This is a genomic window from Brevundimonas alba, from assembly GCF_011927945.1.
In the GTDB taxonomy this organism is placed as follows: Bacteria; Pseudomonadota; Alphaproteobacteria; order Caulobacterales; family Caulobacteraceae; genus Brevundimonas; species Brevundimonas alba.
Genome location: NZ_JAATJM010000001.1, coordinates 1628292 through 1654160, shown reverse-complemented (window position 1 = coordinate 1654160; position 25869 = coordinate 1628292). Strand labels below are relative to the sequence as shown.

The 25869-nt window shown below is 69.3% G+C and carries 22 protein-coding genes; 11 read left to right on the top strand and 11 right to left on the bottom strand.

What is annotated here, in order from left to right; genetic code table 11:
* The first annotated feature begins 80 nt into the window (after positions 1–80).
* Positions 81–2741 (top strand): alanine--tRNA ligase, encoded by a 2661-nt coding sequence (alaS, locus tag GGQ87_RS08050; RefSeq protein ID WP_168046372.1) that lies wholly within the window; start codon positions 81–83, stop codon positions 2739–2741.
* Positions 2742–2760: 19 nt separating this feature from the next.
* Here the strand turns inward: alaS and GGQ87_RS08045 are convergent, their stop codons facing one another.
* The 3 genes from GGQ87_RS08045 to GGQ87_RS08035 all read right to left on the bottom strand — a co-directional run bounded on the left by GGQ87_RS08045 (position 2761) and on the right by GGQ87_RS08035 (position 5348).
* Positions 2761–3321 carry a DUF2939 domain-containing protein gene (locus GGQ87_RS08045; protein ID WP_168046370.1) on the bottom strand — a complete coding sequence of 187 codons (561 nt, stop codon included), beginning with the start codon at positions 3319–3321 and terminating at the stop codon, positions 2761–2763.
* A 62-nt stretch (positions 3322–3383) separates the two neighbouring features.
* Positions 3384–3986: a DUF2939 domain-containing protein gene (locus GGQ87_RS08040; protein WP_168046368.1), complete on the bottom strand. Its 603-nt coding sequence runs from the start codon at positions 3984–3986 to the stop codon at positions 3384–3386.
* A gap of 144 nt (positions 3987–4130) precedes the next feature.
* Complete coding sequence (locus tag GGQ87_RS08035; protein WP_168046366.1) at positions 4131–5348, bottom strand: NADP-dependent isocitrate dehydrogenase; 1218 nt, start codon at positions 5346–5348, stop codon at positions 4131–4133.
* A gap of 177 nt (positions 5349–5525) precedes the next feature.
* Between GGQ87_RS08035 and GGQ87_RS15550 the strand changes: the two genes are divergently transcribed.
* From GGQ87_RS15550 to GGQ87_RS08015, 5 genes are all read left to right on the top strand, one after another.
* A complete protein-coding gene (locus GGQ87_RS15550; protein ID WP_280644098.1) occupies positions 5526–5651 on the top strand; it encodes a hypothetical protein in 126 nt (41 codons plus the stop codon).
* Positions 5648–5860, top strand: a complete 213-nt coding sequence (locus GGQ87_RS15400) for an HVA1 family protein (RefSeq protein ID WP_168046364.1) — start codon at positions 5648–5650, stop codon at positions 5858–5860. The genes GGQ87_RS15550 and GGQ87_RS15400 overlap by 4 nt, the downstream gene beginning before the upstream one ends.
* A 14-nt stretch (positions 5861–5874) precedes the next feature.
* Positions 5875–6990: a DUF1176 domain-containing protein gene (locus GGQ87_RS08025; protein ID WP_168046362.1), complete on the top strand. Its 1116-nt coding sequence runs from the start codon at positions 5875–5877 to the stop codon at positions 6988–6990.
* Complete coding sequence (locus GGQ87_RS08020) at positions 6939–7898, top strand: NAD(P)/FAD-dependent oxidoreductase (protein ID WP_245161436.1); 960 nt, start codon at positions 6939–6941, stop codon at positions 7896–7898. Before GGQ87_RS08025 ends, GGQ87_RS08020 begins: the two co-directional genes overlap by 52 nt.
* A gap of 364 nt (positions 7899–8262) precedes the next feature.
* Positions 8263–9192 carry a LysR substrate-binding domain-containing protein gene (locus GGQ87_RS08015; RefSeq protein WP_168046360.1) on the top strand — a complete coding sequence of 310 codons (930 nt, stop codon included), beginning with the start codon at positions 8263–8265 and terminating at the stop codon, positions 9190–9192.
* A 3-nt stretch (positions 9193–9195) separates the two neighbouring features.
* Here the strand turns inward: GGQ87_RS08015 and GGQ87_RS08010 are convergent, their stop codons facing one another.
* Together GGQ87_RS08010 and GGQ87_RS08005 are read right to left on the bottom strand one after the other, a co-directional pair.
* Complete coding sequence (locus tag GGQ87_RS08010) at positions 9196–11022, bottom strand: DUF885 domain-containing protein (protein ID WP_168046358.1); 1827 nt, start codon at positions 11020–11022, stop codon at positions 9196–9198.
* A 79-nt stretch (positions 11023–11101) separates the two neighbouring features.
* On the bottom strand, positions 11102–12898 hold the full coding sequence (locus GGQ87_RS08005; RefSeq protein WP_168046356.1) for a DUF885 domain-containing protein: 1797 nt from the start codon (positions 12896–12898) through the stop codon (positions 11102–11104).
* A 127-nt stretch (positions 12899–13025) separates the two neighbouring features.
* Here GGQ87_RS08005 and GGQ87_RS08000 point away from each other — a divergent pair, with 127 nt between their 5' ends.
* Positions 13026–13370 carry a hypothetical protein gene (locus tag GGQ87_RS08000; RefSeq protein WP_168046354.1) on the top strand — a complete coding sequence of 115 codons (345 nt, stop codon included), beginning with the start codon at positions 13026–13028 and terminating at the stop codon, positions 13368–13370.
* A 1-nt stretch (position 13371) separates the two neighbouring features.
* On the opposite strand, the gene cckA is transcribed toward GGQ87_RS08000, so the two are convergent.
* The 5 genes from cckA to GGQ87_RS07975 all read right to left on the bottom strand — a co-directional run bounded on the left by cckA (position 13372) and on the right by GGQ87_RS07975 (position 18746).
* Positions 13372–15408 carry a cell cycle histidine kinase CckA gene (cckA, locus tag GGQ87_RS07995; protein ID WP_209282417.1) on the bottom strand — a complete coding sequence of 679 codons (2037 nt, stop codon included), beginning with the start codon at positions 15406–15408 and terminating at the stop codon, positions 13372–13374.
* Positions 15409–15650: 242 nt separating this feature from the next.
* Positions 15651–16748, bottom strand: coding sequence for a Glu/Leu/Phe/Val family dehydrogenase (locus tag GGQ87_RS07990; protein WP_168046352.1), 1098 nt, complete (start codon positions 16746–16748; stop codon positions 15651–15653).
* 93 nt (positions 16749–16841) lie between these two features.
* Positions 16842–17840 carry an alpha/beta fold hydrolase gene (locus GGQ87_RS07985; RefSeq protein ID WP_168046350.1) on the bottom strand — a complete coding sequence of 333 codons (999 nt, stop codon included), beginning with the start codon at positions 17838–17840 and terminating at the stop codon, positions 16842–16844.
* A complete protein-coding gene (locus GGQ87_RS07980; RefSeq protein ID WP_168046348.1) occupies positions 17837–18442 on the bottom strand; it encodes a uracil-DNA glycosylase family protein in 606 nt (201 codons plus the stop codon). The genes GGQ87_RS07985 and GGQ87_RS07980 overlap by 4 nt, the downstream gene beginning before the upstream one ends.
* Complete coding sequence (locus GGQ87_RS07975) at positions 18426–18746, bottom strand: DUF3253 domain-containing protein (protein ID WP_168046346.1); 321 nt, start codon at positions 18744–18746, stop codon at positions 18426–18428. The genes GGQ87_RS07980 and GGQ87_RS07975 overlap by 17 nt, the downstream gene beginning before the upstream one ends.
* 48 nt (positions 18747–18794) lie before the next feature.
* Here GGQ87_RS07975 and GGQ87_RS07970 point away from each other — a divergent pair, with 48 nt between their 5' ends.
* Positions 18795–19229 (top strand): PaaI family thioesterase, encoded by a 435-nt coding sequence (locus tag GGQ87_RS07970; RefSeq protein WP_168046344.1) that lies wholly within the window; start codon positions 18795–18797, stop codon positions 19227–19229.
* A 3-nt stretch (positions 19230–19232) separates the two neighbouring features.
* Here GGQ87_RS07970 and GGQ87_RS07965 read toward each other — a convergent pair whose 3' ends face one another.
* Positions 19233–19790: a TetR/AcrR family transcriptional regulator gene (locus GGQ87_RS07965; RefSeq protein WP_342448328.1), complete on the bottom strand. Its 558-nt coding sequence runs from the start codon at positions 19788–19790 to the stop codon at positions 19233–19235.
* A 178-nt stretch (positions 19791–19968) separates the two neighbouring features.
* Here GGQ87_RS07965 and GGQ87_RS07960 point away from each other — a divergent pair, with 178 nt between their 5' ends.
* The 3 genes from GGQ87_RS07960 to GGQ87_RS07950 are packed head-to-tail and all read left to right on the top strand — an operon-like array spanning position 19969 to position 25869.
* Positions 19969–21168 carry an efflux RND transporter periplasmic adaptor subunit gene (locus GGQ87_RS07960; RefSeq protein ID WP_168046342.1) on the top strand — a complete coding sequence of 400 codons (1200 nt, stop codon included), beginning with the start codon at positions 19969–19971 and terminating at the stop codon, positions 21166–21168.
* Between the two features lie 7 nt (positions 21169–21175).
* Positions 21176–24427, top strand: a complete 3252-nt coding sequence (locus GGQ87_RS07955; RefSeq protein WP_168046340.1) for an efflux RND transporter permease subunit — start codon at positions 21176–21178, stop codon at positions 24425–24427.
* Positions 24427–25869, top strand: a complete 1443-nt coding sequence (locus GGQ87_RS07950) for an efflux transporter outer membrane subunit (protein WP_168046338.1) — start codon at positions 24427–24429, stop codon at positions 25867–25869. Before GGQ87_RS07955 ends, GGQ87_RS07950 begins: the two co-directional genes overlap by 1 nt.

Sequence of the window (25869 nt, the reverse complement as noted above, 5' to 3'; positions counted from 1 at the left end):
TCACGGCCGGGTGATGCTTTCGGGCCGAAAGCCCTATATGAGGCGCGTTCCTTTTCGCCTCCCCGAATGACCGCCCCGCCATGTCCAGCCTGAACCAGATCCGCTCGACCTTCCTCGACTATTTCGCGGCCGACGGCCACGAGAAGGTCCAGTCGGCTCCGCTCGTGCCGCAGAACGATCCCACCCTGCTGTTCGTCAACGCCGGCATGGTCCCGTTCAAGAACGTCTTCACCGGTCAGGAAACCCGCGCGACGAAACGCGCCACCAGCTCGCAGAAATGCGTCCGCGCCGGCGGCAAGCACAACGACCTCGACAACGTCGGCTACACCGCCCGGCACCACACCTTCTTCGAGATGCTCGGCAATTTCTCCTTCGGCGACTACTTCAAGGAGCACGCCATCGAGCTGGCGTGGAACCTCGTCACGAAAGAGTTCGGCATCCCCGCCGACCGGCTGATGGCCACCGTCTACATCGACGACGACGAGGCCTTCGACCTCTGGAAGAAGATCGCCGGCCTCCCGGAATCGAAGATCGCCCGCATCGCCGGCTCGGACAATTTCTGGTCGATGGGCGACACCGGCCCCTGCGGTCCCTGCACCGAGATATTCTACGACCACGGCGACCACATCTGGGGCGGCCCTCCCGGCACCCCGGAAGAGGACGGCGACCGCTGGGTCGAGATCTGGAACCTCGTCTTCATGCAGTTCGACCAACAGGCGGACGGTTCACGCTCGCTCCTGCCCAGGCCCTCGATCGACACCGGCGCAGGCCTCGAGCGCGTCGCCGCCGTGCTTCAGGGCGTGCACTCCAACTACGAGACCGACCTGTTCCGCACCCTGATCGCGGCCTCGGAGCATGAGACCAACACCTCGGCCGAGGGCGACCGAACGCCGAGCCATCGCGTCATCGCCGACCACCTGCGCTCGTCGTCCTTCCTGATCGCGGACGGGGTCACGCCCTCGAACGAGGGCCGTGGCTATGTGCTGCGCCGGATCATGCGCCGCGCCATGCGCCACGCCCACCTGCTGGGCGCCGCCGATCCGCTGATGCACCGTCTGGTGCCGACGCTGGTGCAGGAGATGGGCGAGGCCTATCCCGAGCTGCGCCGCGCCCAGGCCTTCATCGAGGACACGCTGAAGCAGGAGGAAATCCGCTTCCGCACCACCCTCGGCCGCGGCATGGGCCTGCTGGAAGACGCCTCTCGCGATCTCGGCGAGGGCGGCGTGCTGTCCGGCCAGACCGCCTTCACCCTGTATGACACCTACGGCTTCCCGCTCGACCTGACGCAGGACGAGGCGCGCCGCCGCGGCTTCACCGTCGATACCGAAGGTTTCGACGCCGCCATGAACGAGCAGCGCAGCCGCTCGCGCGAACACTGGACCGGCTCGGGTCAGACCGCTTCGGCCGGCGAATGGCTCGCCCTGCGCGACCGCCTCGGCCCGACCGTCTTCACTGGCTACGACTCGGTCGAGGGCTCGGGTGAGGTGCTGGCCGTCGTCCGCGACGGCTCCTCGGTCGACGAACTCGGCGCCGGCGAAACGGCCGAGGTCCTGTTCGACCAGACCCCCTTCTACGGCGAGGGCGGCGGCCAAGCCGGCGACCGTGGCGAGATCGAGTGGACCGACGCCACCGGCCAGCAGGGCTCGGGCGTGGTGCTCGACGTCCAGAAGCACGCCGGCGACCTGTTCGCCCATCGCATCGAAATCAGCTCGGGCACGCTCGCCATCGGCGCCCGCGTCCAGCTGCGCGTCAGCGCTGACGCGCGCCTGACCACACGCGCCAACCATTCGGCGGCGCACCTTTTGCACAAGGCTCTCGCCAATGTGCTGGGCGGCCACGTGGCCCAGAAGGGTCAGATGGTCGACGCCGAACGCCTGCGCTTCGACTTCAGCCACAACGCCCCGGTGACCGAGGACGAGCTGGCGCGGATGGAGGACGAGGTGAACGCCGTCATCCGCCAGAACATCCCGGCGGAGACGAAGATGATGGCCCCGCAGGCCGCCATCGACGCCGGCGCCGTGGCCCTCTTCGGCGAGAAATACGGCGACGAGGTTCGGGTGCTGACGCTCGGCCGCTCGTTGACCGAGACGGACAAGCCCTATTCGGTCGAGCTGTGCGGCGGCACCCATGTCGCCCGCACCGGCGACATCGCCCTGTTCAAGATCGTGTCGGAAAGCGGCATCGCCGCCGGGGTTCGTCGGATCGAGGCGCTGACCGCCGAGGCTGCACGTCAGTATCTGCTGGGGCAGGCCGGGGTCGCCAAGAAGCTGGCCCAGTCGTTCAAGGTCCAGCCGGGCGACGTTCCGGCCCGCGTCGAGGCGCTGAGCGGCTCCGTCCGCACGCTGGAGAAGCAGGTCGCCGACCTGAAGAAGCAACTGGCGCTCGGCGGGGGCTCAGGCGCGTCGGCGGCTCCGGAGGAGATCAACGGCGTGAAGCTGATCGCCCGGGTGCTGGACGGCGTGGACGGCAAGGGTCTGCGCGGAGTGGCCGAGGACTTCCGCAAACAGGTCGGCTCGGGCGTCGTCGCTCTGATCGGCGTGACCGAGGGCAAGGCGGCGGTCACCGTCGCCGTCACCTCGGATATGACCGGCAAGGTCAACGCGGCCGATCTGGCGCGCGCGGCCGTGCTGGCGATGGGCGGTCAGGGCGCGGGCGGCAAGCCCGACTTCGCCCAGGGCGGCGCCCCTGACGGCGGCAAGGCCGAAGACGGTCTGGCGGCGGTGCGGGCCGCTCTCGCCTGATCTCAGGCGCGGGTCGGCCTCAGGCCCGACCGTCGTTCTGGATATCGACGGCGGCCAGCCTCCAGCTGAACAGGCCGCGGCGCTCCATGATCAGGGCCAGCCGCTGGTCCGGATGGTCGCGGTCGGTCAGGGTCACGGCGAAGGCGTTGAGGTCACGGTAGCCCCACGCCTGATGAATATCGTCGCCCTTGTCCGCCGTATCGCCGGGCTCGGGCTCGTCACGGACCGTCGGGTCGGGCGCTTCAGCCGTGGTCACCATCTGCGCCACCACCTGCGGGGTCACCGCCGCATCGACCGCGCCGGACAGCAGCATGGGCGCGAGGATCATGCCGAGCCCGCCCAGCCCGCTCTCGGCCATGCGCGGATCGCGGCGCATCTGGGCCGCCAGTTCGGCGTTCAGCTCATCCTTCAGGCTCTCGCGCAACGAGGGGAAGTCGACGAGCTGTTCGATGCGGTGGGCGTCCCCCGCCTTGGCGGCGCGGACCAGCGCCTGCGCGGCCAGAATTGGGGCGGCGGCCCAGGCGACGACTCCTACGACGATGGCCGCGGCGACGCCGCCGATGACAAGCTTCTTGATCATTCTACCCTCTGGCGTCGAAACGCTTCCCCACGGCTACGGTTGCCGCGAGTCGAGTTGACTGCCTAGCGCTGGGCCGGCGGCGGTGCGGCGCGCGCGGGCGCGGGCGCGGGCGCGACCACGGCCGGAGCCGCCCCTTCGGGCAGGCCGACATGCACCAGCTTCCATTCGAACGGCCCCTTGCGCTCGAAGGTGAAGATCGTCCGGGACCCACCCTCGTCCGTGACCGCCATCCTCACCCGGTTGACGCCCCAGAACACGGGCGCCGGCATCGGGTTAGCGTCGGACGGAGGGCCGCCCGCCAGACGGGAGCGCTGCGAAGCGTAGCGCCCCTCGCCCCGCGTCAGGGCTGCCAGCGCGGCGGGCGTCAGATAGGCGTCCACATCTGCGACGGAGGCGGAATCGGCCTGCTCGAACTGACGCCGGACGGCGCCGATCGGATCCTCGAGGAAGGTCGGCGCGGGGGCGAGGGCGGCGGGGTTGCCTGACAACTGGGGCCGCAACGACTGCCGCACGGCGGCGAAGTCGACCAGCCGCGACAGGCCCGACACGTCGTTGGCGTCGGCCGCCGAACGGATGCCGAAGAAGCCCACGGCCGGCGCGGCGAAGAAGCTGACCACCCCGATGATCAGGGCCAGCAGCAGCAGGTTGCCGAAAAGCTTCTTCATGGCGGCTCCGGAGTTCAGACCATCAATGCACGAACACCGATCCGGCTCAAACGAAAGGCCCGCCGGACGCGAATCCGGCGGGCTTGGTCATGTAGCTGCGGCTGCGCTCCAGCAGTGAGCGACCGCGTCGCGAACGGTAGCGCCTTATTGGGCTTGCATCGCCTTGGTCAGGTTCTCGGCCACCTTGTCGAGGAAGCCCTCGGTGGTCAGCCAGCCCTGCTGATCGCCGACCAGCAGCGCCAGGTCCTTGGTCATGTGGCCGGCTTCCACCGTCTCGACCACGACGCGCTCGAGCGTGGCGGCAAAGGCAGCCAGTTCATCGTTGCCGTCCAGCTTGGCCCGGTGCGAGAAGCCGCGCGTCCAGGCGAAGATGGAGGCGATCGAATTGGTCGAGGTCGCCTCGCCCTTCTGATGCTGGCGGTAGTGGCGGGTGACGGTGCCGTGGGCGGCTTCCGATTCCAGCACCTTGCCGTCCGGGGTCATCAGCACCGAGGTCATCAGGCCCAGCGAGCCGAAGCCCTGCGCCACCACGTCCGACTGAACGTCGCCGTCGTAGTTCTTGCACGCCCAGACGAAGCCGCCCGACCACTTGATCGCCGCGGCCACCATGTCGTCGATCAGGCGATGCTCATAGGTCAGGCCCTTTTCCTTGAACTCGGCCGCGAACTCCTCGTCGAACACCTTCTGGAAGATGTCCTTGAAGCGCCCGTCGTAGGCCTTGAGGATGGTGTTCTTGGTCGAGAGATAGACCGGGAAGTTGCGCTGCAGGCCGAAGGAGAAGCTGGCGCGGGCGAACTCGGTGATCGAGTCATCCAGGTTGTACATGCCCATGGCCACGCCGGCCGAGGGGAAGTCGAACACCTCGTGCTCGATGACCTGACCGTCCTCGCCCTGGAATTTGATCGTCAGCTTGCCGGGGCCCGGAACGAGGAAGTCCGTGGCCTTGTACTGGTCGCCGAAGGCGTGGCGGCCCACGACGATGGGCTGGGTCCAGCCGGGCACCAGACGCGGCACGTTCGAGCAGATGATCGGCTCGCGGAAGACCACGCCGCCGAGGATGTTGCGGATCGTGCCGTTCGGCGACTTCCACATCTTCTTGAGGCCGAACTCCTTCACCCGCGCTTCGTCCGGGGTGATGGTGGCGCACTTCACGCCGACGCCGTGCTTCTGGATCGCTTTCGCCGCATCGATCGTCACCTGATCGTCGGTGGCGTCGCGGTGCTCCATGCCGAGGTCGTAGTAGTCGAGCTCGAGGTCGAGGAAGGGGAAGACCAGCTTGTCCTTGATCATCTGCCAGATGATCCGGGTCATCTCGTCGCCGTCGATGTCCACGATGGGATTGGCGACCTTGATCCTGGTCATGCTGAAGCTGCCTTTGGCTTTGGAATGGGAGGGTTGGCGGGCGGTATAGCGGCGCACGTTCCGGTGCGCAAAGGGCAAGGCTGCCGCCGTTAACCTCGCTGGACGAAAGACTTCTCCCTTCCGGTTGAACCAGATACCCGCCGGATGGTTTGGGAGCTCTGTGAACGGAGCGTCCCCATGTCCGAAATGGAAGTCCTGACCGCCCGCTGGATCGAAGCGACGGGCGAACCGCCGGTGATCGCCGATGTCGATCTGATGCGGTCCCTGCTGGAGGAACACAGCAGCGACGAGACGAACCCGTGACCGGCAAGGACTTCAAGGCAGGCGACAAGGTCGCTTGGGATCACAGTCAGGGCACGACCGAGGGAAAGGTCGTCCGAAAGGCCGTCAGCCCGACGAAGATCAAGGGTCACAAGGTGGCGGCGTCCCCCGACAATCCGGAGTATATCGTTCAGAGCGACAAGACCGGAGCCAGGGCGGCGCACAAGCCGGAGGAACTCCGTAAGCTCTGAGCGGAGGGGGTTTCATGCGACGCATCATCGGACCGTGCCTGCTGGCCCTCGCGCTGGTCGCCTGTGGCGACGGCGATGGAAAGGCGGCGAAGGCCGGAAGCGCGTCACCAACTCCGTTGATCGCTGGGTCTATGCCGGCCGCATCGGCGACACAGGCGAGCGGTCCGACGATGCCAAGCGCCAGCCGCAAATTCCGCGACTGGCTGGCGGTGTGCGACAACACCAATGAATGCGCCGCCTTTGGACCCGCATCCGACCAGACGGGCTGGATCCGCGTCGCCGCTTCGCCCGGCCCGAACGGCGCGCGGTCGGTCAGCCTCGGAGTGTGGGGCGATACGGACGCCAAGACCGGCGCCATGTCGGTCGACATCGACGGGCGACGTTTCGTCGCCCGGTCGGAACAGGGATCCGACGACTTCCGGATCGCACCCGGGGATGCTCCGGCCCTGATCGCCATGATCGGAAGCGGCAAGGCTATGAGCGTCGGCGCGGGCGATGCGCCGAGAATGGTTTCCTTGTCCGGCGCGGCGGCGGCCATGCTGTGGATCGACGAGCGTCAGGGAAAGCTGCAGACCCCAGCCGCCCTCGTCGGCCGGGGTACGCGACCGGTCTCGGCCATTCCGGCTCCGCCCGCGCCGCCGGTGGTTACGCCCGCGCCCGCCGTCTCGCAGGCCGGCTTCGGCGATTCCGGCCAGACACTTCCCGCCGCGCTGGAAGCCCTGCCCGCCGTTCGTGAATGCCGGGAGGAAGCCGACAGCGACTGGGTCCGGAAAGAGGTCATGTCCGCGCGACTGGACGCCTCGACGGAGCTGTGGGCTGTCCCCTGTTTCTCCGGCGCCTACAACATCGGCCACGACTGGTATCTGACAGGTCCCGGCGGACGAAACCCGCGACCGGTCCAGCTGGCATCCGCCAGTGGCGAGACGACGACCGGCACTATCAACGGCGGCTACGCAGCCAACGCGCGAACCCTCGTCGCCTTCGCCAAGGGCCGCGGACCCGGCGACTGTGGTCTGGCGCAGACCTGGACCTGGACCGGCCGCGCCTTCGTCCTGAGCGAAGAGCACGAGATGACCGAATGCTGGGGCGTTCCACCCGACCAATGGCCGAGCACATGGCGGACGCGTTGAGCAATACCCGCCCGGAGGTTCTGATCATCGGCGCGGGCCCGGCGGGTCTGACGGCGGCGACCTATCTGGCGCGGTTCCGGCGCCGCGTGCTCGTCGCCGATGGCGGGGCGCCGCGAGCCTGCTGGATCCCTCTCAGCCATAACCTGCCCGGCTTCCCGCAAGGCATAACCGGCGAGGCGATCCTGAAGCGGATGACCGAGCAGGCGCTGGAGTTCGACGCCACGATCGAGCCGGGCCGGGTCGAGGCGCTGGAACGCGACGGCGACGGGTTCAGGGCGCGGCTGAACGGGCGCGACCTCCGTGCGCGGGCGGTGCTGCTGGCGACGGGAGTGGTGGATCATCACCCTGACCTGCCGGGCGTGGAGCGCGCAATTGAGCGGTCGGTGGTCCGCATCTGCCCGATCTGCGACGGCTACGAGGCCATCGGCAAGGCCGTGGCGATCATCGGCAAGGACGACATGGGGGTCCGGGAGGCGGCCTTCCTGCGGACCTATTCCGACCGGGTGACGCTGATCCACGTGGGCCGGCCCGAGGACCTGACCCAGGAGGACGAACTGCGCCGCATGAGCGTTGAGCTGATCCGGGCGCCGATCGACAATGTGCGGCTCGAAGGCGACCGGGTGACGGCGTTGAGCTGGGGCGGGACGTTCAGGGTCTTCGACCACGTCTATTCGGCCTTGGGCACCTCGCCGAACGCGGCGCTGGCGAGAGGGCTCGGAGCCAAGGTCGGCGAAGATGGGCGGATGATTGTCGATGACCATCAGGCGACGTCCGTGCCGGGCCTCTACGCCGCAGGAGATGTGGTCCGCGGCCTGAACCAGATCGCCGTGGCCGGGGCCGAGGCCGCCATCGCCGCGACGGCGATTCACAACGCCCTGCGCGATGCGGACGGCTGGACGGTCGGCTGAAAAGGAAACGGCCCGGCCCGGAAGCAGGAGGCTGCTTCAGGAACCGGGCCGCGCTCAAGGATCACAGTCGGGGAGGACGGTGATCGCGGGACGCCGGGGATTGGGCCCCTGCGCCGCCACTCTCTTGAAGGCCTAGCGCGGGCGGGAGGTTCCGATCCGCTGCTCCCGGCGAATGCGTTTTCGCGTACGGCTGCGGCGCCAGTCATCAAGGACCGCCACCCAGCCCCATGCGGCTTCCTTATGTATCCGGTGAACCTCTTCCATCTCGGCCTCCTGTGCATCCTGCGCTGATGACAGGGGGAGATTGAGCTTGACAGGAGCCTGCCGCAAACCAGATTGGCCGGACCCAGCATAAGGCTCGCTTATGTCCGATCCACTCGCCGGCATTCCCCTCGCCTCGATACGGGTGTTCGAGGCCGCCGCCCGACTGAACAGCTTCACCCGCGCCGCGGAGGAACTGGGCATGACCCAGGCCGCCGTCAGCTGGCAGATCAAGGCGCTGGAAGGCCGGCTGGGGCAGAGTCTGTTCCGCCGCCTCCCGCGGGAGGTCGTGCCCACGGAATCCGGCGAGCGGCTGTCGCGCGCCGCCACCGAGGCCATGAGCCTGCTCCGCCGCGCCCTGCTCGACCTGACCGAGGCGGACCAAGCCATCCTGTCGATCACCACCCTCGCAACGCTGGCCACGCAGTGGCTGGCGCCGAGACTGGGGGAGTTCCAGCTGGCGCATCCTGAGCTGGCGGTGCGGCTGGATACGGCGGCGCATCTGATTGACCTGTCGCGCGAGGGCTTCGACGTCGGCATTCGCTCCGGCACGGGTGAGTGGCCAGGGCTGGAGAGCGTCGAGGTCATGCCGAGCGTCTTCACCCCGGTCTGCAGTCCGCGTCTGCGCGATCAGCTGGGGCTGCAAACCGCGGAGGACCTCCTCAAGGCGCCCCGCATCGGGCTGGAGAAGGAGTGGGCGGTGTGGTTCGCGGCGGCGGGCGTGGCGGCGGACGGTCAGGCGCCATCGCGGCTTCGTGCCGACTATCAGGCGCTGGAGGTGGCCTCGGCCCTCGGCGATCAGGGGGTAGCGCTGGCCTCGCCGATCCTGTTCGCGCGAGAGCTGGCGGCGGGACTGCTGGTTCAGCCCGTGCCGCTGTCGGTCAAGCTGGTGCCCGGCTATGCCTATTGGCTGGTCTGGCCGGAAGGCCGGCGCCGGTCGCCCAAGATCGCGCGCTTCCGCGACTGGATCCTCGCGGCCGCGGCGGCTGATCCGGCGCTGCGGGCGGCGCGGGAGACCGCCGAAGCCGCTTGACCATCAGGCCATCCGGCGCGCGGTCCAGTCGTCGACGACCCGCTCCAGCACGGTCAGCGGCACGCCGCCGCCGGCCAGGGCCACGTCGTGGAAGTCCTTGAGGTCGAAGCGAGGCCCCAGCGCGGCCTTGGCCTTCTCGCGCAGTCGCACCCACTCGTTGTGGCCAACCTTGTAGGCGCACGCCTGGCCGGGCCAGCCGCAGTAGCGCTCGACCTCACTGGTCGAGGCGCTCTCCTGGTCGCCCAGGGTCTCGACCATGTAGCGGATGCCCTGCTCGCGGCTCCATCGCTTGGAATGGATGCCGGTGTCGACCACCAGACGGGCGGCGCGGAACATCAGCGATTGCAGATACCCCACCTGACCCAGCGGATCGCTTTCATAGGCGCCGAGTTCGTCGGCCAGCTGCTCGGCGTACAGGCCCCAGCCCTCGACGTAGCTGGAGAAGAAGACGAGGTTCATCAGCTTGGGCGCGGCGTCGCTCTCCTGCTGGATGGCGATCTGGAAGTGATGCCCCGGCGTGGCCTCGTGATAGGTCAGCGTCGGCAGCGTCCACTTCGGCCATTCCGACGTGTCGCGCAGATTGATGTAGTAGATGCCCGGCCGCGAACCATCGAGGCTGGGCGAGTTGTAATAGCCCAGCGAGGCGCCGGCCTCGATCTCGGGCGGCACACGCTTGATCTCGACGCCCGACTTCGGGAGGCGGCCAAAGGCCTGCGGCAGACGCGCCTGCATGTCTTGCATCTGGCGGTTCAGGTCCGCGATCAGATCGGCCTTGCCGGCGTCCGTGTTGGCATAGGTGTACTGCGGGTCGGCTCCCAGCGCCGCGATACGCTGCGCCACCGAACCCTGCGTCAGTCCCTGCGCCTTGAGCAGGACGTCGGCGCGCGCCGAGAGCTCGGCAACCTGGTCGACGCCGATGCGGTGGATCTCGTCGGCGCTCAGTCGGGTGGTGGTGATGTAGTGCAGGCTGTTGGCGTAGAATTTCTCGCCGGCCGGCAGACGGGCGACGGTGGCCTCGTGGCCGGCGGTCGGAAGGCGCTGCTTCAGCACGGCGGTCTGAGCGGAGAGGGCGGGATAGACCCGCTCCGTCAGCAGGCGCTCGACGCGAGGGCCCCAGTCGCCGGGGATGCTCTTCTCGGCCGTGCGGCGGACAATCGAGTTGACCATCGGCGAGGCGCCGGCAGGCGTAGAGGTCATGCCCTCCTGCTGCGAGATGGCCTTGGCCGTGATGAAGTCGGGCGGAACGACGCCGCGGGCGAAGTCCTCCCGGACCCGTTCCGTTTCGGCGGTCAGGACATCGGCGAAGGCGTTGATGCGGGAGACATAGGCCTCGGCGTCGGCGGCGCTCTCGATACGGTGCTGGCTGTCGAGGAAGTCCGGCGTCGACTGGTAGGCGCCCGACTGCTGGCTGACGCGATAGATGTCGGGCCAGCCGCCCTGACCGTAGGGCACGTCATAGGTGGCGATCACCGCGTCCCAGTTGGCGGCCAGAGTGTCGTAGTGGATGGCGGACTGACCGGTCAGCGCGCCGCGGTCGATCGCGGCGAGCTCGGCGCGCAGGCTGCGGGTCAGGGCCCGGCTCTTCTCTTCCTCGGCCAGCGTCGGAACCGACAATTGCGAGGCGGCGTCGGCGCGGGCGCCGGTGTCGAGGCCGAAGGCGGTGACCGTCTCGGGCGAGCTGTCGAGGATGCGCTCGAAGGCGCGGTCCATGAAGGCGGTCAGCTGCCCGGCGGCCGCGGTCTGACGCGGGCTGGCGAAGGCGGGGACGCCCGCGGCGGCGAGGCCGACGCCGGCTCCGGCGGTCATGAGAAGCTTGCGGCGGTCGATCATGGCGGGCTCCGTTCGAGGCGGAGACAGCTATGACCGCCGCTGGCGGGGCAGCAAGTTACGGAACGTTCACGCGCCGCGCTCAAGTCCGCATCAGGTCCTCGAGCACCGACAGGGGCGTCGAACCGTTGACCAGCACGGCGTCGTGGAAGCGCCGCAGGTTGAAGCCCGGACGCGCCTGCGCCTCCGCCCGCAGCCGGGCGATAACGGTGTGTCCGATCTTGTAGGAGCAGGCCTGCGCCGGCATGGCGCAGTAGCGGTTGATCTCGCTGTTCGCGGCCCCGACGGGCTTGGCGCCAGATTCGACCATGTAGTCGACGGCCTGTTCCCGGCTCCAGCGCTTGTGGTGCAGGCCGGTGTCGACGACGAGCCGCACGGCCCGGAACAGGTAGGACATCAGGAAGCCGACCCGGCCCAGCGGATCGTCGGCGTAGACGTTCAGGTCGTCGGCGGCGACCGCCTCGGCGTAGAGGGCCCAGCCCTCGCTGTAGGCCGAGAAGCCGTTGGCGCGCCGCCAGGCGGGCAGGCTCTCCGTCTCCCTCTGCAGGGCGACCTGGAGATGATGGCCCGGTGAGGCCTCGTGATAGGTCAGGGTCGGGAGCGAGAATTTCGGCCAGTTCGCCGTGTCCCGCAGGTTGATGTAGTAGGCGCCCGGCCGTGATCCATCGAGCGGCGGTCCCTGATAGTAGCCGCCCGGCGCGCCGGCCTCGATCGCCGGCGGCACGCGGCGCACCTCGACCTTCGAGCGCGGCAGGCGGCCAAACAGGCGCGGCAGCAGCGGATCGAGGGCGGCGACCTGCCGGTTCAGGCTCTCGATCAGGGCGGCCTTGCCCTCGTCCGTATTGGGCCAGAGCTGAGCCGGGTCCTTGTTGAGGGCGTCGATGCGCTGGCCGACCGTGCCCTGCGTCATCCCCTGCGCCTTCAGGATGGTGTCGATCTCGGCGCTGATGCTCGCGACCTGTTCGAGGCCGACGGCGTGGACCTCGTCCGGCGTCATACTGGTGGTGGTCCAGTATTTCAGACCGTGGGCGTAGAAGCGCTCGCCATCAGGGAGACGCCAGACGCCGGCGTCATGGACGGCGTTGGGGCGCAGGCGTTCGAAGATGGCGATCTGGCGGTCGAGCGCGGGCTTGACCTCGGCATCGACGATGGCGGCGGCGCGGTCCGCGTAGCCGGTCAGCCCCAGCGCCGTCGCCTTGCGCTCCAGCGTGCGGATCATGGCCATGTCGGGCGCCGGCTGGGCGCGGGTGGCCTTCAGCTGGCCGAGCGTCAGGTCGATGATGAAGTCCGGCGGGATCACCCCCTTGCCGGCGTCGCGGTCGATACGGGCGGTCTCGGCGTCGAGGTTGGGCGCGAACCCGGACAGGCGGCCGAGGAAGGCCTCGGCGCCGTCGCGATCCTCGACGCGGTGCTGGGTGTCCATGAAGTCGGGGACGGTGAAGTAGGAGCCCGTCATCTGGTTGACGAGGTAGGGCCCCATCCGCCCGCCCTCCATCGCCGAGCCATAGTCGAAGGCGGCGCCGGTGGAGGCGGTCTGCGCGCGGAAGGCGGCGACCGCGAGGTTGACGGTGCCGGGCCGCGTGAGGCCGGTCTGATCGAAGTCGGCGAGGCTCTGCAGGCGGGCGTTCGCCGTGGCGCGGTCGGTCATCCACGCGGCCTCGCTGCGATCCGACAGCTTCGAAGAGAGATGAGTGCGCTCGCCGCGGTCGAGGCCCAGATTGGTGGCCGTTTCGGGCGAGGTGTCGACGTCCTCGTCGAACCAGCGGTTCAGCATGGCGTCGAGCCGGTCGTCGGCTTCGCTGCGGGCGAGGGCCGGCCCCGCGAAGGCGAGGCTCGCGCCGGCGGCGGCGGTCTGGAGCAGGCGACGGCGGTCGATCATGGCGGCTCTCCGGTCTGGCCGACACGTTGAGCCCAACGGCGCCGCCTCGACAAGCACGCCCCGTCAGCTTTCGTCGGTTGAGACGCCGCCGTTACGCGGACACCGTCACTGCGGCAGGGAGGGTGACATGGGTGTTTGGACGAGATCGGGATGGGTGGCGGCGGTCGCCGCGGCGGGGTTGGCGACCTCGGCATGCAGCAGCGATCCGGCGTTCTGGGACGCGGTGGCGCAGGGGCTGGATCAGGCGGCGGCCGATCTCGAATACCAGAACGCCAACTGTTACTGGGCCGCGCCGCCGGGAATTCCCTATGGCGCGCGACAGCAATACTGCCCGGGCGACTACGGCTATCGCGATGTCTGGATCCCGCCGGAGTCGCCGTACTGGCGGGAACGGCGGCACGGCGACGGCGGCCGCGATCACGGGCGGGGCGGGGACGACCGGGGCCGCGACCACGGCCGCCGGCACAAGTAGATCAGGCCGCGCGGAGCTCCTGCTTGACCCGTTCGGCGAGCGTCTTGATGTCGAGCGGCTTCGGCAGGAAGGAGACGCCGACCTCGTCCTGCAGCAGGTCGGAGAAGTCGCTCTCGGCATAGCCGGAGATGAACATGACCGGGGCGTCGCCGAGGAAGGGCCGCGCCTTCTTCAGCAGCGACGGGCCGTCGAGGCCGGGCATGATGACGTCGGAGATCATCATGTCGATGGTGCCGGCGTGTTCCTCGGCCAGGGCGAGAGCCTCCTCGCCGTCTGCGGCCTCGATCACCTCGTAGCCGCGCTGGCGCAGCAGGCGGGCGGCGATCCCGCGGACGGCCGCTTCGTCCTCGACGAACAGGATGCGGCCGGCTCCCGACAGGTCGCGCGGCGCTTTAGCGACCTTCTCGACCACCGGCGTCTCCGCCAGTTCGGCTTCGGCGGCCTCGGGCAGGAAGATGCGGAAGGCGGCCCCGGCGCCTTCGACGTTCGAGACGTTGATGTGGCCGCCGGCCTGTTCGACGATGCCGTAGACGGTGGCAAGGCCCATGCCGGTGCCTTCGTTCACCGCCTTGGTGGTGAAGAACGGCTCGAAGATCTTGTCGATGATCTCGGGCGGGACGCCGGGGCCGGTGTCGGTGACCTCGATCAGGGCGACGTTTTCGGTCGGGGCGGCGGCCCAGCCGAGGGCGCGGGCTTCGTCGCGGGTCAGGCGCAGGGTGCGGATGGTGACGACGCCGGCGCCGGGCTCGACGACGCCGCGCATAGCGTCGCGGGCGTTGACGGCGAGGTTCATCACGGCGGTCTCGAGCTGGCTCTTGTCCGCCAGCACCACCGGCAGGTCGCGGCCGTAGTCGGTTTCGAGGCGGACGTCCTCGCGGAGCAGACGGCGCAGGAGTACGGCGAACTCGCCAACCAGCTCCCCGAGGTCGAGGCGCTCGCGGCGGACGGTGGACTTGCGCGAGAAGGCCAGCAGCTTGCGGACCAGGTCGGCGGCGCGGATGGCGGTCTGGCGGATTTCGTTCAGGCCCTCGTAGGAGGGATCGCCGACGGGGTGGCGTTCCAGAAGGCCGGAGAGCTGAAGCTGGATAGCGGTCAGCAGATTGTTGAAGTCGTGGGCCACGCCGCCGGCGAGCTGGCCGACGGCCTGCATCTTCTGCGCCTGGGAGAGCTGGAGCTCCATCGACTTCTGGCCGGTGACGTCGAACAGCCAGATACGGCGCCGGTCGCCTTCGGGGGCGACGTAGAGGTGCAGCATCTTGTCGGGGAAGGCGCGGGCCACGAGCTCGATCGGGCCGGAGGAGCCGGCGGCGAGTTTGGCGCGAGCGTCGGTCACGCCGGCGGGATCGAACAGGTGGCCGAAGGCGGCGTCGCGGGCGGCGGCGGGGCCGGTCAGCACGGACAGGGCGGCGTTGGCCTCCTCGACCTTGCCGCCGAACAGGTCCTCGGAGGCGATGACGGCCGAGCCGAAGGGAGCGCCGGCGGCCATGGCGCGGCTCTCGGGACCGTTTGAGGCGGCGACGGGCGCGCCAGTGCTGGTCATGACCGGGATGGCGGCGTCCGGCGCGGCGCGGACGAGGAAACGCCCCTCCCCGGCCATGCCGATCAGCACCTCCTGCTCGCGCTCGCCGATGACGACGATGGCGCGGCCCTGCTCGCCGGCGCGGGCTTGGGCGAAGGCCATGTAGAGGGCCGAGGCCGAACGGCCCTTGGGCAGGGTCGTGGTCGCGCCATGGTTCTCGGCCCAGGCGGCGTTGAACGCGAGGACCTGACCCGAGGCCCAGACGAGGGCGGCGGGCTCGGCCATGGCGTCGAGCAGGTCGATGGTGACGTCGCCGAGGGGCTTGCGGCCCTCGCTGCGGGCGAAGGCGAACAGCCCGATCAGGGCCACGGCGCCGACGGTGAAGATCAGCACCAGGCCCGGGGCGCTCATCGGATCGGCCCGGAAGGCGGGATAGGCCAGGGCCCCGACCGCGACGACAAAGCCCACCGCCATGACGACGAGCAGCGGATCGAAAGCCTTGCGGGAGGTTGCGGTCATGGCGCCTCGGCCCGAATCAGATGGGCGTTTCCGGCGATGATGGGCCGTCCGGGCCGCGGGAGCGAATCCGACTCATCGCGACGGAAAAACAGAGTCCGAAGAGTCCGAAGAGTCGGTTTTGCTCGCGCGCCACCACCTGCCGCACAGCCGAGCCGGCAGCATCCACAAGACGAGGAGGCTCCGTTCTGGTTCAGCGTTCAGGGCGCACCTTAAAGGAGGAGTGCGTCAGAATCGGACGTAGCTCAGGCGGCCTTGCGCTGCTCGGCCTTCTGGTCGCGCGCGGCGTTGATGCGGGCCTCGGCGATGGCGTCCGCGATCTCGTGGGTCGGGCGCTTTTCGGTGGCGGAGCGTTCGAGGATTTCCTCGAGCGTTTCCATCAGGCGTGACAGCTTGCCCTCGACCCATTGCGGGTCGTAGGCGCCGCCGGTCTGACGAGCCAGAAGTTCCGAGGCGACGTTGATGATGCCGCCGCCGTTGACGACGTAGTCGGGGGCGTAGAGCACGCCGCGCTCGAACAGCCGCTGGCCGATGTCCGGGGTGGCGAGCTGGTTGTTGGCGGCGCCGACGACGGCCTTGGCGGTGATACGGTCCAGGGTTTCCGGGTTCAGCGTCGCTCCGAGCGCGCACGGGGCGTAGATGTCGGCCTTGACGTCATAGATGGCGTCGGGGGCCACGATCTCGGCGTTGGTGCGGGCGGCGACTTCCGACAGCAGTGCCGTGTTGACGTCGGTCATCACCAGCCTGGCGCCGGCGGCGTGCAGCTTGTCGGCGAGATAACCGCCGACGTGGCCGATGCCCTGCAGGGCGACGGTCAGGCCGGTCAGATCGTCCTGCTTCCACAGGCGGCGGGCGACAGTCAGGGTCGAGCGGAAGACGCCCTCGGCGGTGACGGGGCTGGGATCGCCCGAGGCCTCGGGGCCATCGTTGAGGCCGAGGACATAGGGAGTGACCTTGCGGGCCTCGGCGATGTCGGCGACCGACACGCCGACGTCTTCCGCCGCGTAATAGATGCCGCCGAGGGTGTCGACGGCGCGGCCGAAGGCGCGGAACAGTTCGGGGGTCTTCTGGGTGCGGCTGTCGCCGATGATGACCGACTTGCCGCCGCCCATTTCCAGATCGGCCACGGCGTTCTTGTAGCTCATGCCGCGCGACAGACGCAGGACATCCTCGAGCGCTTCGGCGCTGGAAGCGTAGTTCCACATGCGCGTGCCGCCGACCGCCGGACCGCGGGCGGTTGAGTGAACAGCGATAATAGCGCGGAGGCCGGTCTTTTCGTCAAAGACGGCGTGGACGCCCTCATGATTCACGAAGGACGGGGAATCGAACAGCGTCTTGCCCATAAGCGGCGTCTCCCGGGGTAGTTTTTTGTTGCGGGGCTGATACGCCTCCAGCTTCAACAGGGCAAGCACGGCGGTTTGGGGGCCGCCGGGAGGCTATTTGCGGCGCAGCGCCGGCAGGACCGAGCCCGCGCCGGACGGCAGGGCCGGGGCCGGATCGAGCAGCCAGGCCTCGACGTCGCGATAGACCGTCTCCGCCTGCAGGTCCCGGTTCAGGATGTGCCAGCCCTCAGGATAGAAGCCTGTCCGCAGGCCGGGCCGGTCCCCTGCCCGCTCCAGCGCGAGCCGCATCGGGGCCTGCTGGATCACGTTGTCGTGGCTGCCGTAAAGCAGCAGCGTCGGCGCCCGCACCTCGCCCAGCCGCGTCGAGGCCGTCTCCATCAGATCGACCAGACCATAGAGGGCGTCGAACCGGGTGGAGATGACGCTGTTAGGGTCGCGGCCGTTCCGGAACAGCTCGATCATATTGTCCGAGGCAAGCCGGTCGCGGACGGCCCACTCCGGCGCATCGACGGCGCGGTCGCCCATGGCGCGGGCGGCGAGCCACAGGGCGACGGAATTGACGGGCCCCTGGGCGGTCCAGCCCCACACGGCGGGGGCGAGCAGCACCAGCCGGTCGGCGTCCGGGGGGCGGTCGGAGGCGAAGGCGGCGACGGCCACGGCCCCGCCCATGCTCTCGCCCGCGACGACGATCAGGGCCCGGGGATTGCGCGCGCGCGCCAGGGCGACGGTGGTGCGCAGATCCTCGACCATCCGCGCCTCCCCGGCCCAGACGCCGCGGCCGGGCGCCTGACCGAAGCCGCGCTGGTCGAAAGCCCAGGTCGCGATCCCGTGCTCGGCCCACCACGGCCCCGCGAGGCGGAAGGAGGCGCGGCTGTCGTTCATGCCGTGCAGAGCCACGATGACAGCCCATGGCTCGCCATCCGGCGTCCAGCGGGCCAGCGGCAGGCGGGCTCCGTCGTCCGTGATGACGGCGTCAGCGGTAAGGTAGGCGCCGGCGAAACCCGGCGGCGGCGTGAGTGCCGGCTGGACCGCGGGCGTGGCGCAGGCGGCGAGCGCGAACGTCAGCAACAGAGCGGCGAGGACGCGGATCATCCGCCCAGAATGCCCCGGACGCGCTCGCGAAGATATGGCAGCACCTCGGCCTCGAACCACGGGTTTCGCTTCAGCCAGGCGGTGTTGCGCCAGGAGGGGTGAGGCAGGGGCAGGATGTCGGGAGCGTAGTCGCGCCAGGCCCGCACGGTCTCGGTCATGTTGACCTTCGCGCGGTCGCCGAGCGCCCAGACCTGGGCGTAGCCGCCGACCAACAGGGTCAACTCCACGCCGGGCAGCTCAGCGAGCAACTGCGGACGCCACAGTTCGGCGCAACGGCGCGGCGGCGGGTAGTCGCCGCCCTTGGACGCGGTGCCGGGGTAGCAGAAGGCCTGCGCCGCTACGCCGAGGCGGTGGTCGGCGTAGAAGGTTTCGTAGTCCACCCCCATCCAGTCGCGCAGACGGTCGCCGGAGGGATCGGTGAACGGCAGGCCGCTCTCGTGAACCCGCCGGCCGGGCGCCTGGCCGCAGATCAGCAGACGCGTTTCCGGGAAAACGCGGACCACGGGACGCGGCGTGTGCGGCAACTGGCCGAGACAGGCCCGGCAGGCGCGGATGTCGGCGAGTACGGCCTCGAGGCCGGAAGCGTCAGGCGAAGTCGTCATCGCTTTCGGCGGCCGGCGGCAGCGCCGCCAGCGCCGCGGCGGTTTCGGCCTCGGTCGGGAGGCGCAGGCGGATGACGCCCTTGAAGGCGTTCGGATCGACCGGCTTGCCCTTCTTGGTGATGGTCAATTTGCCCTGACGCATCAGGCCCAGGGCGCAGGCGCGCACCTTGGGCAGCATGCGCTGCCACTGCTCCGGCTGCAGTTCCTTGGCCACGTCGGCGGGCTCGATGCTCTTGCCGCCGACGTTTTTCGGATCGGCCTTGGCCAGTTTTTCGAAGATGGCCGTTTCGATAGGGTCGCTCATCGCGCCTATATGCTGCATTGCGGGAGCAATAAGAAGGCGGAGTTCCACATGGTCGCGAAAGTCACGGTTGCGGAAGGCGAGTTCGCCGGCTGGCAGATGTACGACCTGCACGGCACCTTCGATCAGGTGGTCGGGCCGTTCTACTTCAAACCGGACCCCGACGGGCGGATGCGCTGCGCCTTCCGCGCCGAGCCCAAGCACATGAATGCGGGCAACCGGATGCACGGCGGCTGTCTGATGACCTTCGCCGACATCGCCCTGTTCCAGACCGCCTATCAGGAGATGGAGGGGGCGTCGGGCGTGACGGTTCAGCTCGACTCGACCTTCATCGACGGCGCCTATGTCGGCGAGCTGGTCGAGGCGACCGGCGAGGTGATCCGGGCCGGCAAGAGCCTGATCTTCGTGCGCGGCCAGATCAACGCGGGCGAGCGGGTGCTGATGACCTTCTCGGGCGTGATCCGGAAGTTCGAAAAGCGCAGCTGACGGTCAGCCGTCGATGATGTCCTGAAGGATGACGGCCATCCGGCCGACCATCCGCTCGCATTCCGCCGGCGACAGATCGAATCCGCCGGTGATCTCGCGGCTGACGGCCATGCCCATGATGGTGGCAGAGGCGAGCCGGGCGCGGACCGCCGCGTCCTCGCCGCCGACCCAGGCCGCGAACGGATTGAAGAAGCGCTCGCTGCCGGTGCGCTGAACCAGCTCCATGGCCTTGGTCGAGCCGACCGAGCGCAGCATGATGAGCAGCCCCTTCAGCTTGCCTTCCTTGGCAGGCTCGAAGACGACCTCACGGGCGACCCGGCGGCCGAACTCCGAACGGTCGCCTTCCATCAGTTCTGAGCCGTTCGAACAGCTGTCGAGAACGGCGGTGAACAGGTCTTCCTTGGAGCCGAAATAGCGGGACACGAGGGCCGCATCGACGCCGACGTCGCCGGCGATGTCGCGCATGCCGACGTCGTCGTAGCTTTCACGCGCGAACCGTTCGCGCGCGGCGTCCAGAATGGCGGCGCGGGTCGCCTCGGCGTTTCTCGGCCGAGGCGGCACATGACAAAACAACAGGATAGCTCCTGACAAAGCCCCACGCGCTATATGGCTTTGTCATCGCCCGTTGACAAGCGGCGATCGGATCACCATTAAGTCACCGGGCGTTGACTACCGGCCTCCTCCCCGATCGCCGCCGTCGACAAAGACAGGGATTTCTCCCTTACGGAGACTACTATTCATGCGCACGGTGAAGATCGTGGCCGCGTCCGCCCTCATGGCGGCCGCGCTCTATGGCTGTTCCTCGAAGAGCGAGGCGCAGGCCCCGCCGGCGCCGTCGGTGACCGTGGCCGTGCCGCTGGTTCAGGCGGTCCAGGACTGGGACGAGTTCACCGGGCGGTTCGAGGCGACCCAGTCGGTCGAGGTGCGCGCGCGCGTCGGCGGCTATATCTCGGGCGTCCACTTCCGTGACGGCGATTACGTGCGCCGCGGGCAACTGCTGTTCACGCTCGACCCGCGACCGGCGCAGGCGGCCCTGGCCTCGGCCCGGGCGCAGCTGTCGCAGGCGCAGGCGCAGCTGACGCTGGCGCGGAGCGAACTGACTCGCGCCGAGACCCTGCTGGAATCGCAGGCCGTGTCGCAGGCCGAGGTCGACACCCGCCGCGGCGCCCTGCAGACGGCCCAGGCCGCCATCGCCGCCGCCAACGCCAATGTCCGCGCCCGCCAGCTCGATCTGGAATTCACGCGAGTGACGGCGCCGATTTCGGGCCGGGTCTCGGACCGCCGGGTAGATGCAGGCAACCTGGTGGCCGGCGGATCGTCGGCGGCGGACGTGCTGACCACCGTGGTTTCCAGCGCCCCGATCCACTTCGTCTTCGACGGCTCGGAAGCCGTGCTGCTGAAGTATCAGCGGCAGGCCCGCAACGGCGCGGCGCCGATCCAGGTGCGTCTGCAGGACGAGAGCGGCTTCAGCCGCTCGGGCACGCTGGACTTCACCGACAACGCGGTCGACACCGCCTCGGGCGTCATCCGCCTGAGGGCGCTGATCCCGAACGCCGACGGCTTCCTGAAGCCGGGCATGTTCGGTCAGGCGCGTCTGGCCGGCTCGGGCAGCTACCGCGCCATGCTCGTGCCGGACGCCGCCGTGGCCACCGATCAGGCCCGCCGCATCGTCTATGTCGTCGCCGCCGACGGATCGGTCGCGCCCAAGCCGGTGCAGCTGGGCCCGGTGGTCGACGGCCTGCGGGTGATCCGCTCGGGCCTCGCCCCGACCGACCGCGTCATCATCAATGGCGTCCAGCGCATCCAGGCGCCGGGGATGAAGGTCAAGGCCACGGTCGGGCAGATCCGCCCCGTCGCCCGCGAGACCCAGGTCCCCGTGACCCAGGCCGCGCCGGCCTCGACCGCGACCTTCGCCAACAGCCTGTCATCGGGCGACTGAGCCGGACATGAACATCTCTCGCTTCTTCATCGACCGGCCGATCTTCGCCGGTGTGATCGCGGTGTTCATCACCCTGATCGGCATCTTCGCCTATCCGCTGCTGCCGCTGTCGCAGTATCCGGAGATCGCGCCGCCGACGATCACCATCAACACCGCCTATCCGGGCGCCTCGGCCGAGACCGTGGCCGAGACCGTCTCGGCTCCGATCGAGCAGGAGGTCAACGGCGTCGAGGGCATGCTGTACCTGACGTCCTCCTCCACCTCGGACGGGACAGTCGCGGTCACCGTGACCTTCCAGCCGGGCACCGATCTGGATGCCGCGCAGGTGCTGGTCCAGAACCGCGTCGCCCTGGCCGAACCCCGCCTGCCCGAACAGGTCCGCCAGATCGGCGTGACCGTGAACAAGCAGGAGAGCGGCTTCCTGATGATCGTCGGGCTGACCTCGCCCGACAAGTCGCTGGATAACGACTACGTCGGCAACTACGCCCAGTCGACGTTGCGCGACCGGCTGCTGCGGGTCGACGGCGTGGGCAATGTGCAGGTCTTTGGCGGCGGCAACTATTCGATGCGGGTCTGGATCGACCCCGCCAAGGCCGCCGCGCGCAATCTGACGGGGCCCGAGATCGTCGCCGCCCTGCGCGCCCAGAACGTGCAGGCCGCCGCCGGCGCGATCGGCCAGCCGCCCTTCGCCACCAACGCCGCGGCCTTCCAGCTGCCGGTGCAGGTGCAGGGCCGTCTGAGCGATCCGCAGCAGTTCTCCGAGGTGGTCATCAAGACCGACGCCGAGGGCCGGGTCACCCGGGTCCGCGACATCGGCCGCGTCGAACTGGGGGCGCAGGACTACGGCATCCGGGGCTATTTCGACGGCGAGCGCGGCGTCGGCATCGCCATCATCCAGCAGCCCGGCGCCAACGCCCTGGGCACCGCCGAACGGGTGCTGGACGAGGTCGAGGCGATCCGCGGCGAGCTGCCCGCCGGCATGGCCATCTCCATCCCCTACAACCCGACCGAATTCGTCGCCGCCTCGGTGGAGTCGGTGCAGCACACCCTGTTCGAGGCGGTGATCCTCGTCGTGCTGGTGGTCATCGTCTTCCTGCAGACCTGGAGGGCGGCGATCATTCCGATCGTGGCCATTCCGGTGGCGCTGGTGGCGACATTCGCCGTGCAGCTGATGCTCGGCTATTCGATCAACTCGCTGTCGCTGTTCGCGCTGGTGCTGGCGGTCGGGATCGTGGTCGATGACGCCATCGTCGTGGTCGAGAACGTCGAGCGATACATCCGCGAAGGGCTAACGCCCAAGGAGGCGGCCTACCGGTCGATGCGGGAGGTTTCGGGCGCCCTGATCTCGATCGGGCTGGTGCTGGTCTCGGTGTTCGTGCCGACGATGTTCGTGCCGGGCATTCCGGGCATCTTCTATCGCGAGTTCGCCATCGTCATCACCACGGCCTCGGTGGTCTCGCTGCTGGTGTCGCTGACCCTGTCGCCGGCCATGGCCGCGCTGCTGCTGAAGCCGCACAAGGAACACGACGACAACGCCCGCAAGCCAGGCGCGCTGGGCACGGTCGTCTATTACGGCGGCTGGGCCGGGCGGCGCTTCAACGAGGGCTTCGACTGGCTGTCGGACAAGTACGGCCGGCTGACCGCGCGGCTGGTGCGGACCGTCGGCATCGTGCTGGTCATCTATGTCGGCCTGCTGGGCTTGACGACCTGGCGGGTGCTGGACACGCCGTCGGGCTTCATCCCGGAGCAGGACCAGGGATTCCTGATCGGCGTCATCCAGCTGCCATCCGGCGCCTCGCTGGAGCGGACGGAGGCGGTGATGAGCCGCGCCGCGGACATCATCAAGAAGACCGAGGGCGTGGACGGCACCGTGGCCTTCGCCGGCCTCGACGGTTCGAGCTTCTCGTTCGGGTCCAACGCCGCGACCATCTTCGTGCGCCTCGAGGACTTCAAGGAGCGCAAGACGAAGGAAGAGGCGGCCGCGGCTCTGGCGGGCGCCATCACCGGCGCCACCTCGGGCATCGAGGACGCCAACATCTTCGTCATCGCCCCGCCCGCGGTTCAGGGTCTGGGCAACGGCAACGGCTTCAAGATGATGGTGCAGGACCGTTCGGGCGCGGGCTACCGCGCGCTGGAGGGGGCCACCTTCGCCATGATGGGGGCAGCGGCCCAGGCGCCGGATCAGGTGCAGCAGGTGTTCTCGACCTACAACACCGGCTCGCCCCGCATCGCCGCCGACGTTGACCGCGACAGGGCGCTGATGATGGGGGTCCAGCCTTCCGACGTGTTCAGCACGCTGGGGGTCTATCTGGGCTCGTCCTACATCAACGACTTCAACTATCTGGGCCGCACCTTCCGGGTCACGGCGCAGGCGGAGCCGGCCTATCGCGACGACGTCGCCGACATCGCCAACCTGAAGACCCGCTCGGCCTCCGGGGCCATGGTGCCGATCGGCTCGGTGGCGACCCTGAGGGACGACAGCGGACCGTCGCGGATCGTACGCTACAACCTGTTCCCCGCTTCCGAGCTGCAGGGACAGGCGGCGCCCGGCGTGTCGTCCGGTCAGGCCATCGCCAGCATGGAGAAGCTGGCGCAAGCCACCCTGCCCCCCGGCTTCTCGTACGAATGGACCGAGCTGGCGCTGCAGGAGAAGCAGTCGTCGGGCGGCGCGACCCTCGTCTTCATCATGGCGGTGGTGTTCGTCTTCCTCGTGCTGGCCGCGCAGTATGAGGCCTTCACCCTGCCGCTGGCGGTCGTGCTGATCGTGCCGATGTGCATTCTGGCGGCGATGATCGGGATCAACATCCGGGGTCTGGACAACAACATCCTCGTCCAGATCGGCTTGGTGGTGCTGATCGCGCTGGCGGCCAAGAACGCCATCCTGATCGTGGAGTTCGCCAAACAGGCAGAGGAAGAAGGGCTGAGCCGCTGGGACGCCGCCGTCCGCGCCGCGCGGACCCGCCTGCGTCCGATCCTGATGACGTCCTTCGCCTTCATCTTCGGCGTCGTGCCGCTGATGCTGGCGACCGGTCCCGGCGCAGAGATGCGCCAGTCGCTGGGCACAGCGGTCTTCTCCGGCATGCTGGGCGTAACCTTCTTCGGCCTGATGTTCACGCCGGTCTTCTATGTCGTGATGCGATGGGCGGCGACGAAGATGCCCAAGGCGCCCGGCAAGGAGCCGACCATCCCCACCACCCACGGCCTGCCGCCGCATGACGCCGGGACCGCACCGGCCACGCCGCGGCTGGGAGACGCCTGATGACCACCCGATCCTCTCTCCGGTTCCTGACCGCAACCGCTGGCGCGAGCCTCGTGCTCGCCTCGTGCGCGGTCGGGCCGAAGGCGCCCGACGCCGCCCTCCCACCCCAGGCGTCGGGCGCCTTCATCGGGGCCTCCACCCCCGCCGTGACGGCCGAGGCCGCGCGCGACGACTGGTGGCGGCTGTATGACGATCCGGTGCTCGACGGCCTGGTCGGCCAAGCCCTGACCGAGAACAACGAGCTGGAGGCCGCGGCCGCCAACCTGCGCCGCGTCCGCGCCGCGCTGGGCGAGGCGCGCACCGGCCGCCTGCCTTCGACGACCACCAGCGCCACGGGCCAGTACGGTCGCGCCTCGGCCGCCACGGTCCCGGGCGGCAACGGCGGCCAGCCGCTGGACGAAGGCGAGACCTACGACGTGGGCCTCGACGTCGCCTATGAGGTCGATCTGTTCGGCCGCGTCGGCTCGACCATCCGCGCCGCCCGCGCCGACGCCGACGCCGCGGCCGCCGCTCTGGATGTGGTGCGCGTCAGCGTCGCCGCCGAGACGGCGCGCGCCTATGCCGACGCCTGCTCGGCCAATGCCCAGATAGAGGTGGCCGAGCGGTCGATCCAGTTGCAGTCCAGCTCCGTGGACCTGACGCAGCGGCTGCTCGAGGGCGGGGCCGGCAATGGTCTGGACACCGCCCGCGCGCGCTCCGCTCTTGAGAGCACCCGCGCCTCCCTGCCCCCGCTGCGGGCGCAGCGCGACGGAGCCCTGTTCCGGCTGGCGACCCTGACCGGCCGCACCCCGGCCGATGCCAGCGAAGCGGCCCGGGCCTGCGCCCGGCCGCCGCAACTGAAGCAGCCGATCCCGGTCGGCGACGGCGCGGCCCTGCTGGCGCGCCGTCCCGATGTGCGCCGGGCGGAGCGCAACCTGGCCGCCGCGGCGGCGCGGGTGAACGTGGCGACGGCGGACCTCTATCCGCGCATCAGCCTCGGCGGCTCGCTGGGTTCGACGGCGCTGGACGCCGGCGATCTGGGCGATGGCGCCAGCTTCCGCTTCAGCGTCGGCCCGTTGATCAGCTGGTCCTTCCCGAACGTCTTCGCCGCCCGCGCGCGGATCGAACAGGCCAGCGCCGGCTCCGAGGCGGCGCTCGCCACCTTCGACCAGACGGTGCTGGTCGCGCTGCAGGAAACCGAGACGGCGCTGGCCAACTACGCCAACGAACTGGACCGGCGCTCTGCCTTGCAGGCGGCCCGGGATCAGGCGGCCAACGCCGCCCGGCTCTCGCGCCTGCGGTTCGAGGCCGGCGCGGACAGCTTCCTGACCGTTCTGGACGCCGAACGGACGCTGGCCGCCGCCGACGCGCAACTGGCGGCCTCTGAAGCGCTGGTGACCACCTACCAGATCGCCCTGTTCAAGGCGCTGGCCGGCGGCTGGAACGGGACGGTCTCAGCCTGA

Coding starts and splice junctions, on each gene's coding strand:
- GGQ87_RS08040 (WP_168046368.1), bottom strand. CDS start 3,986: ATGAAGAAGCTTTTCGGCAACCTGCTGCTGCTGGCCCTGATCATCGGG.
- GGQ87_RS08000 (WP_168046354.1), top strand. CDS start 13,026: ATGGGTGTTTGGACGAGATCGGGATGGGTGGCGGCGGTCGCCGCGGCG.
- GGQ87_RS07955 (WP_168046340.1), top strand. CDS start 21,176: ATGAACATCTCTCGCTTCTTCATCGACCGGCCGATCTTCGCCGGTGTG.
- GGQ87_RS07960 (WP_168046342.1), top strand. CDS start 19,969: ATGCGCACGGTGAAGATCGTGGCCGCGTCCGCCCTCATGGCGGCCGCG.
- GGQ87_RS07990 (WP_168046352.1), bottom strand. CDS start 16,748: ATGGGCAAGACGCTGTTCGATTCCCCGTCCTTCGTGAATCATGAGGGC.
- GGQ87_RS08015 (WP_168046360.1), top strand. CDS start 8,263: ATGTCCGATCCACTCGCCGGCATTCCCCTCGCCTCGATACGGGTGTTC.
- GGQ87_RS07980 (WP_168046348.1), bottom strand. CDS start 18,442: ATGACGACTTCGCCTGACGCTTCCGGCCTCGAGGCCGTACTCGCCGAC.
- alaS (WP_168046372.1), top strand. CDS start 81: ATGTCCAGCCTGAACCAGATCCGCTCGACCTTCCTCGACTATTTCGCG.
- GGQ87_RS07985 (WP_168046350.1), bottom strand. CDS start 17,840: ATGATCCGCGTCCTCGCCGCTCTGTTGCTGACGTTCGCGCTCGCCGCC.
- GGQ87_RS07950 (WP_168046338.1), top strand. CDS start 24,427: ATGACCACCCGATCCTCTCTCCGGTTCCTGACCGCAACCGCTGGCGCG.
- cckA (WP_209282417.1), bottom strand. CDS start 15,408: ATGACCGCAACCTCCCGCAAGGCTTTCGATCCGCTGCTCGTCGTCATG.
- GGQ87_RS15550 (WP_280644098.1), top strand. CDS start 5,526: ATGTCCGAAATGGAAGTCCTGACCGCCCGCTGGATCGAAGCGACGGGC.
- GGQ87_RS07975 (WP_168046346.1), bottom strand. CDS start 18,746: ATGAGCGACCCTATCGAAACGGCCATCTTCGAAAAACTGGCCAAGGCC.
- GGQ87_RS08010 (WP_168046358.1), bottom strand. CDS start 11,022: ATGATCGACCGCCGCAAGCTTCTCATGACCGCCGGAGCCGGCGTCGGC.
- GGQ87_RS08025 (WP_168046362.1), top strand. CDS start 5,875: ATGCGACGCATCATCGGACCGTGCCTGCTGGCCCTCGCGCTGGTCGCC.
- GGQ87_RS08045 (WP_168046370.1), bottom strand. CDS start 3,321: ATGATCAAGAAGCTTGTCATCGGCGGCGTCGCCGCGGCCATCGTCGTA.
- GGQ87_RS08020 (WP_245161436.1), top strand. CDS start 6,939: ATGCTGGGGCGTTCCACCCGACCAATGGCCGAGCACATGGCGGACGCG.
- GGQ87_RS08035 (WP_168046366.1), bottom strand. CDS start 5,348: ATGACCAGGATCAAGGTCGCCAATCCCATCGTGGACATCGACGGCGAC.
- GGQ87_RS08005 (WP_168046356.1), bottom strand. CDS start 12,898: ATGATCGACCGCCGTCGCCTGCTCCAGACCGCCGCCGCCGGCGCGAGC.
- GGQ87_RS07970 (WP_168046344.1), top strand. CDS start 18,795: ATGGTCGCGAAAGTCACGGTTGCGGAAGGCGAGTTCGCCGGCTGGCAG.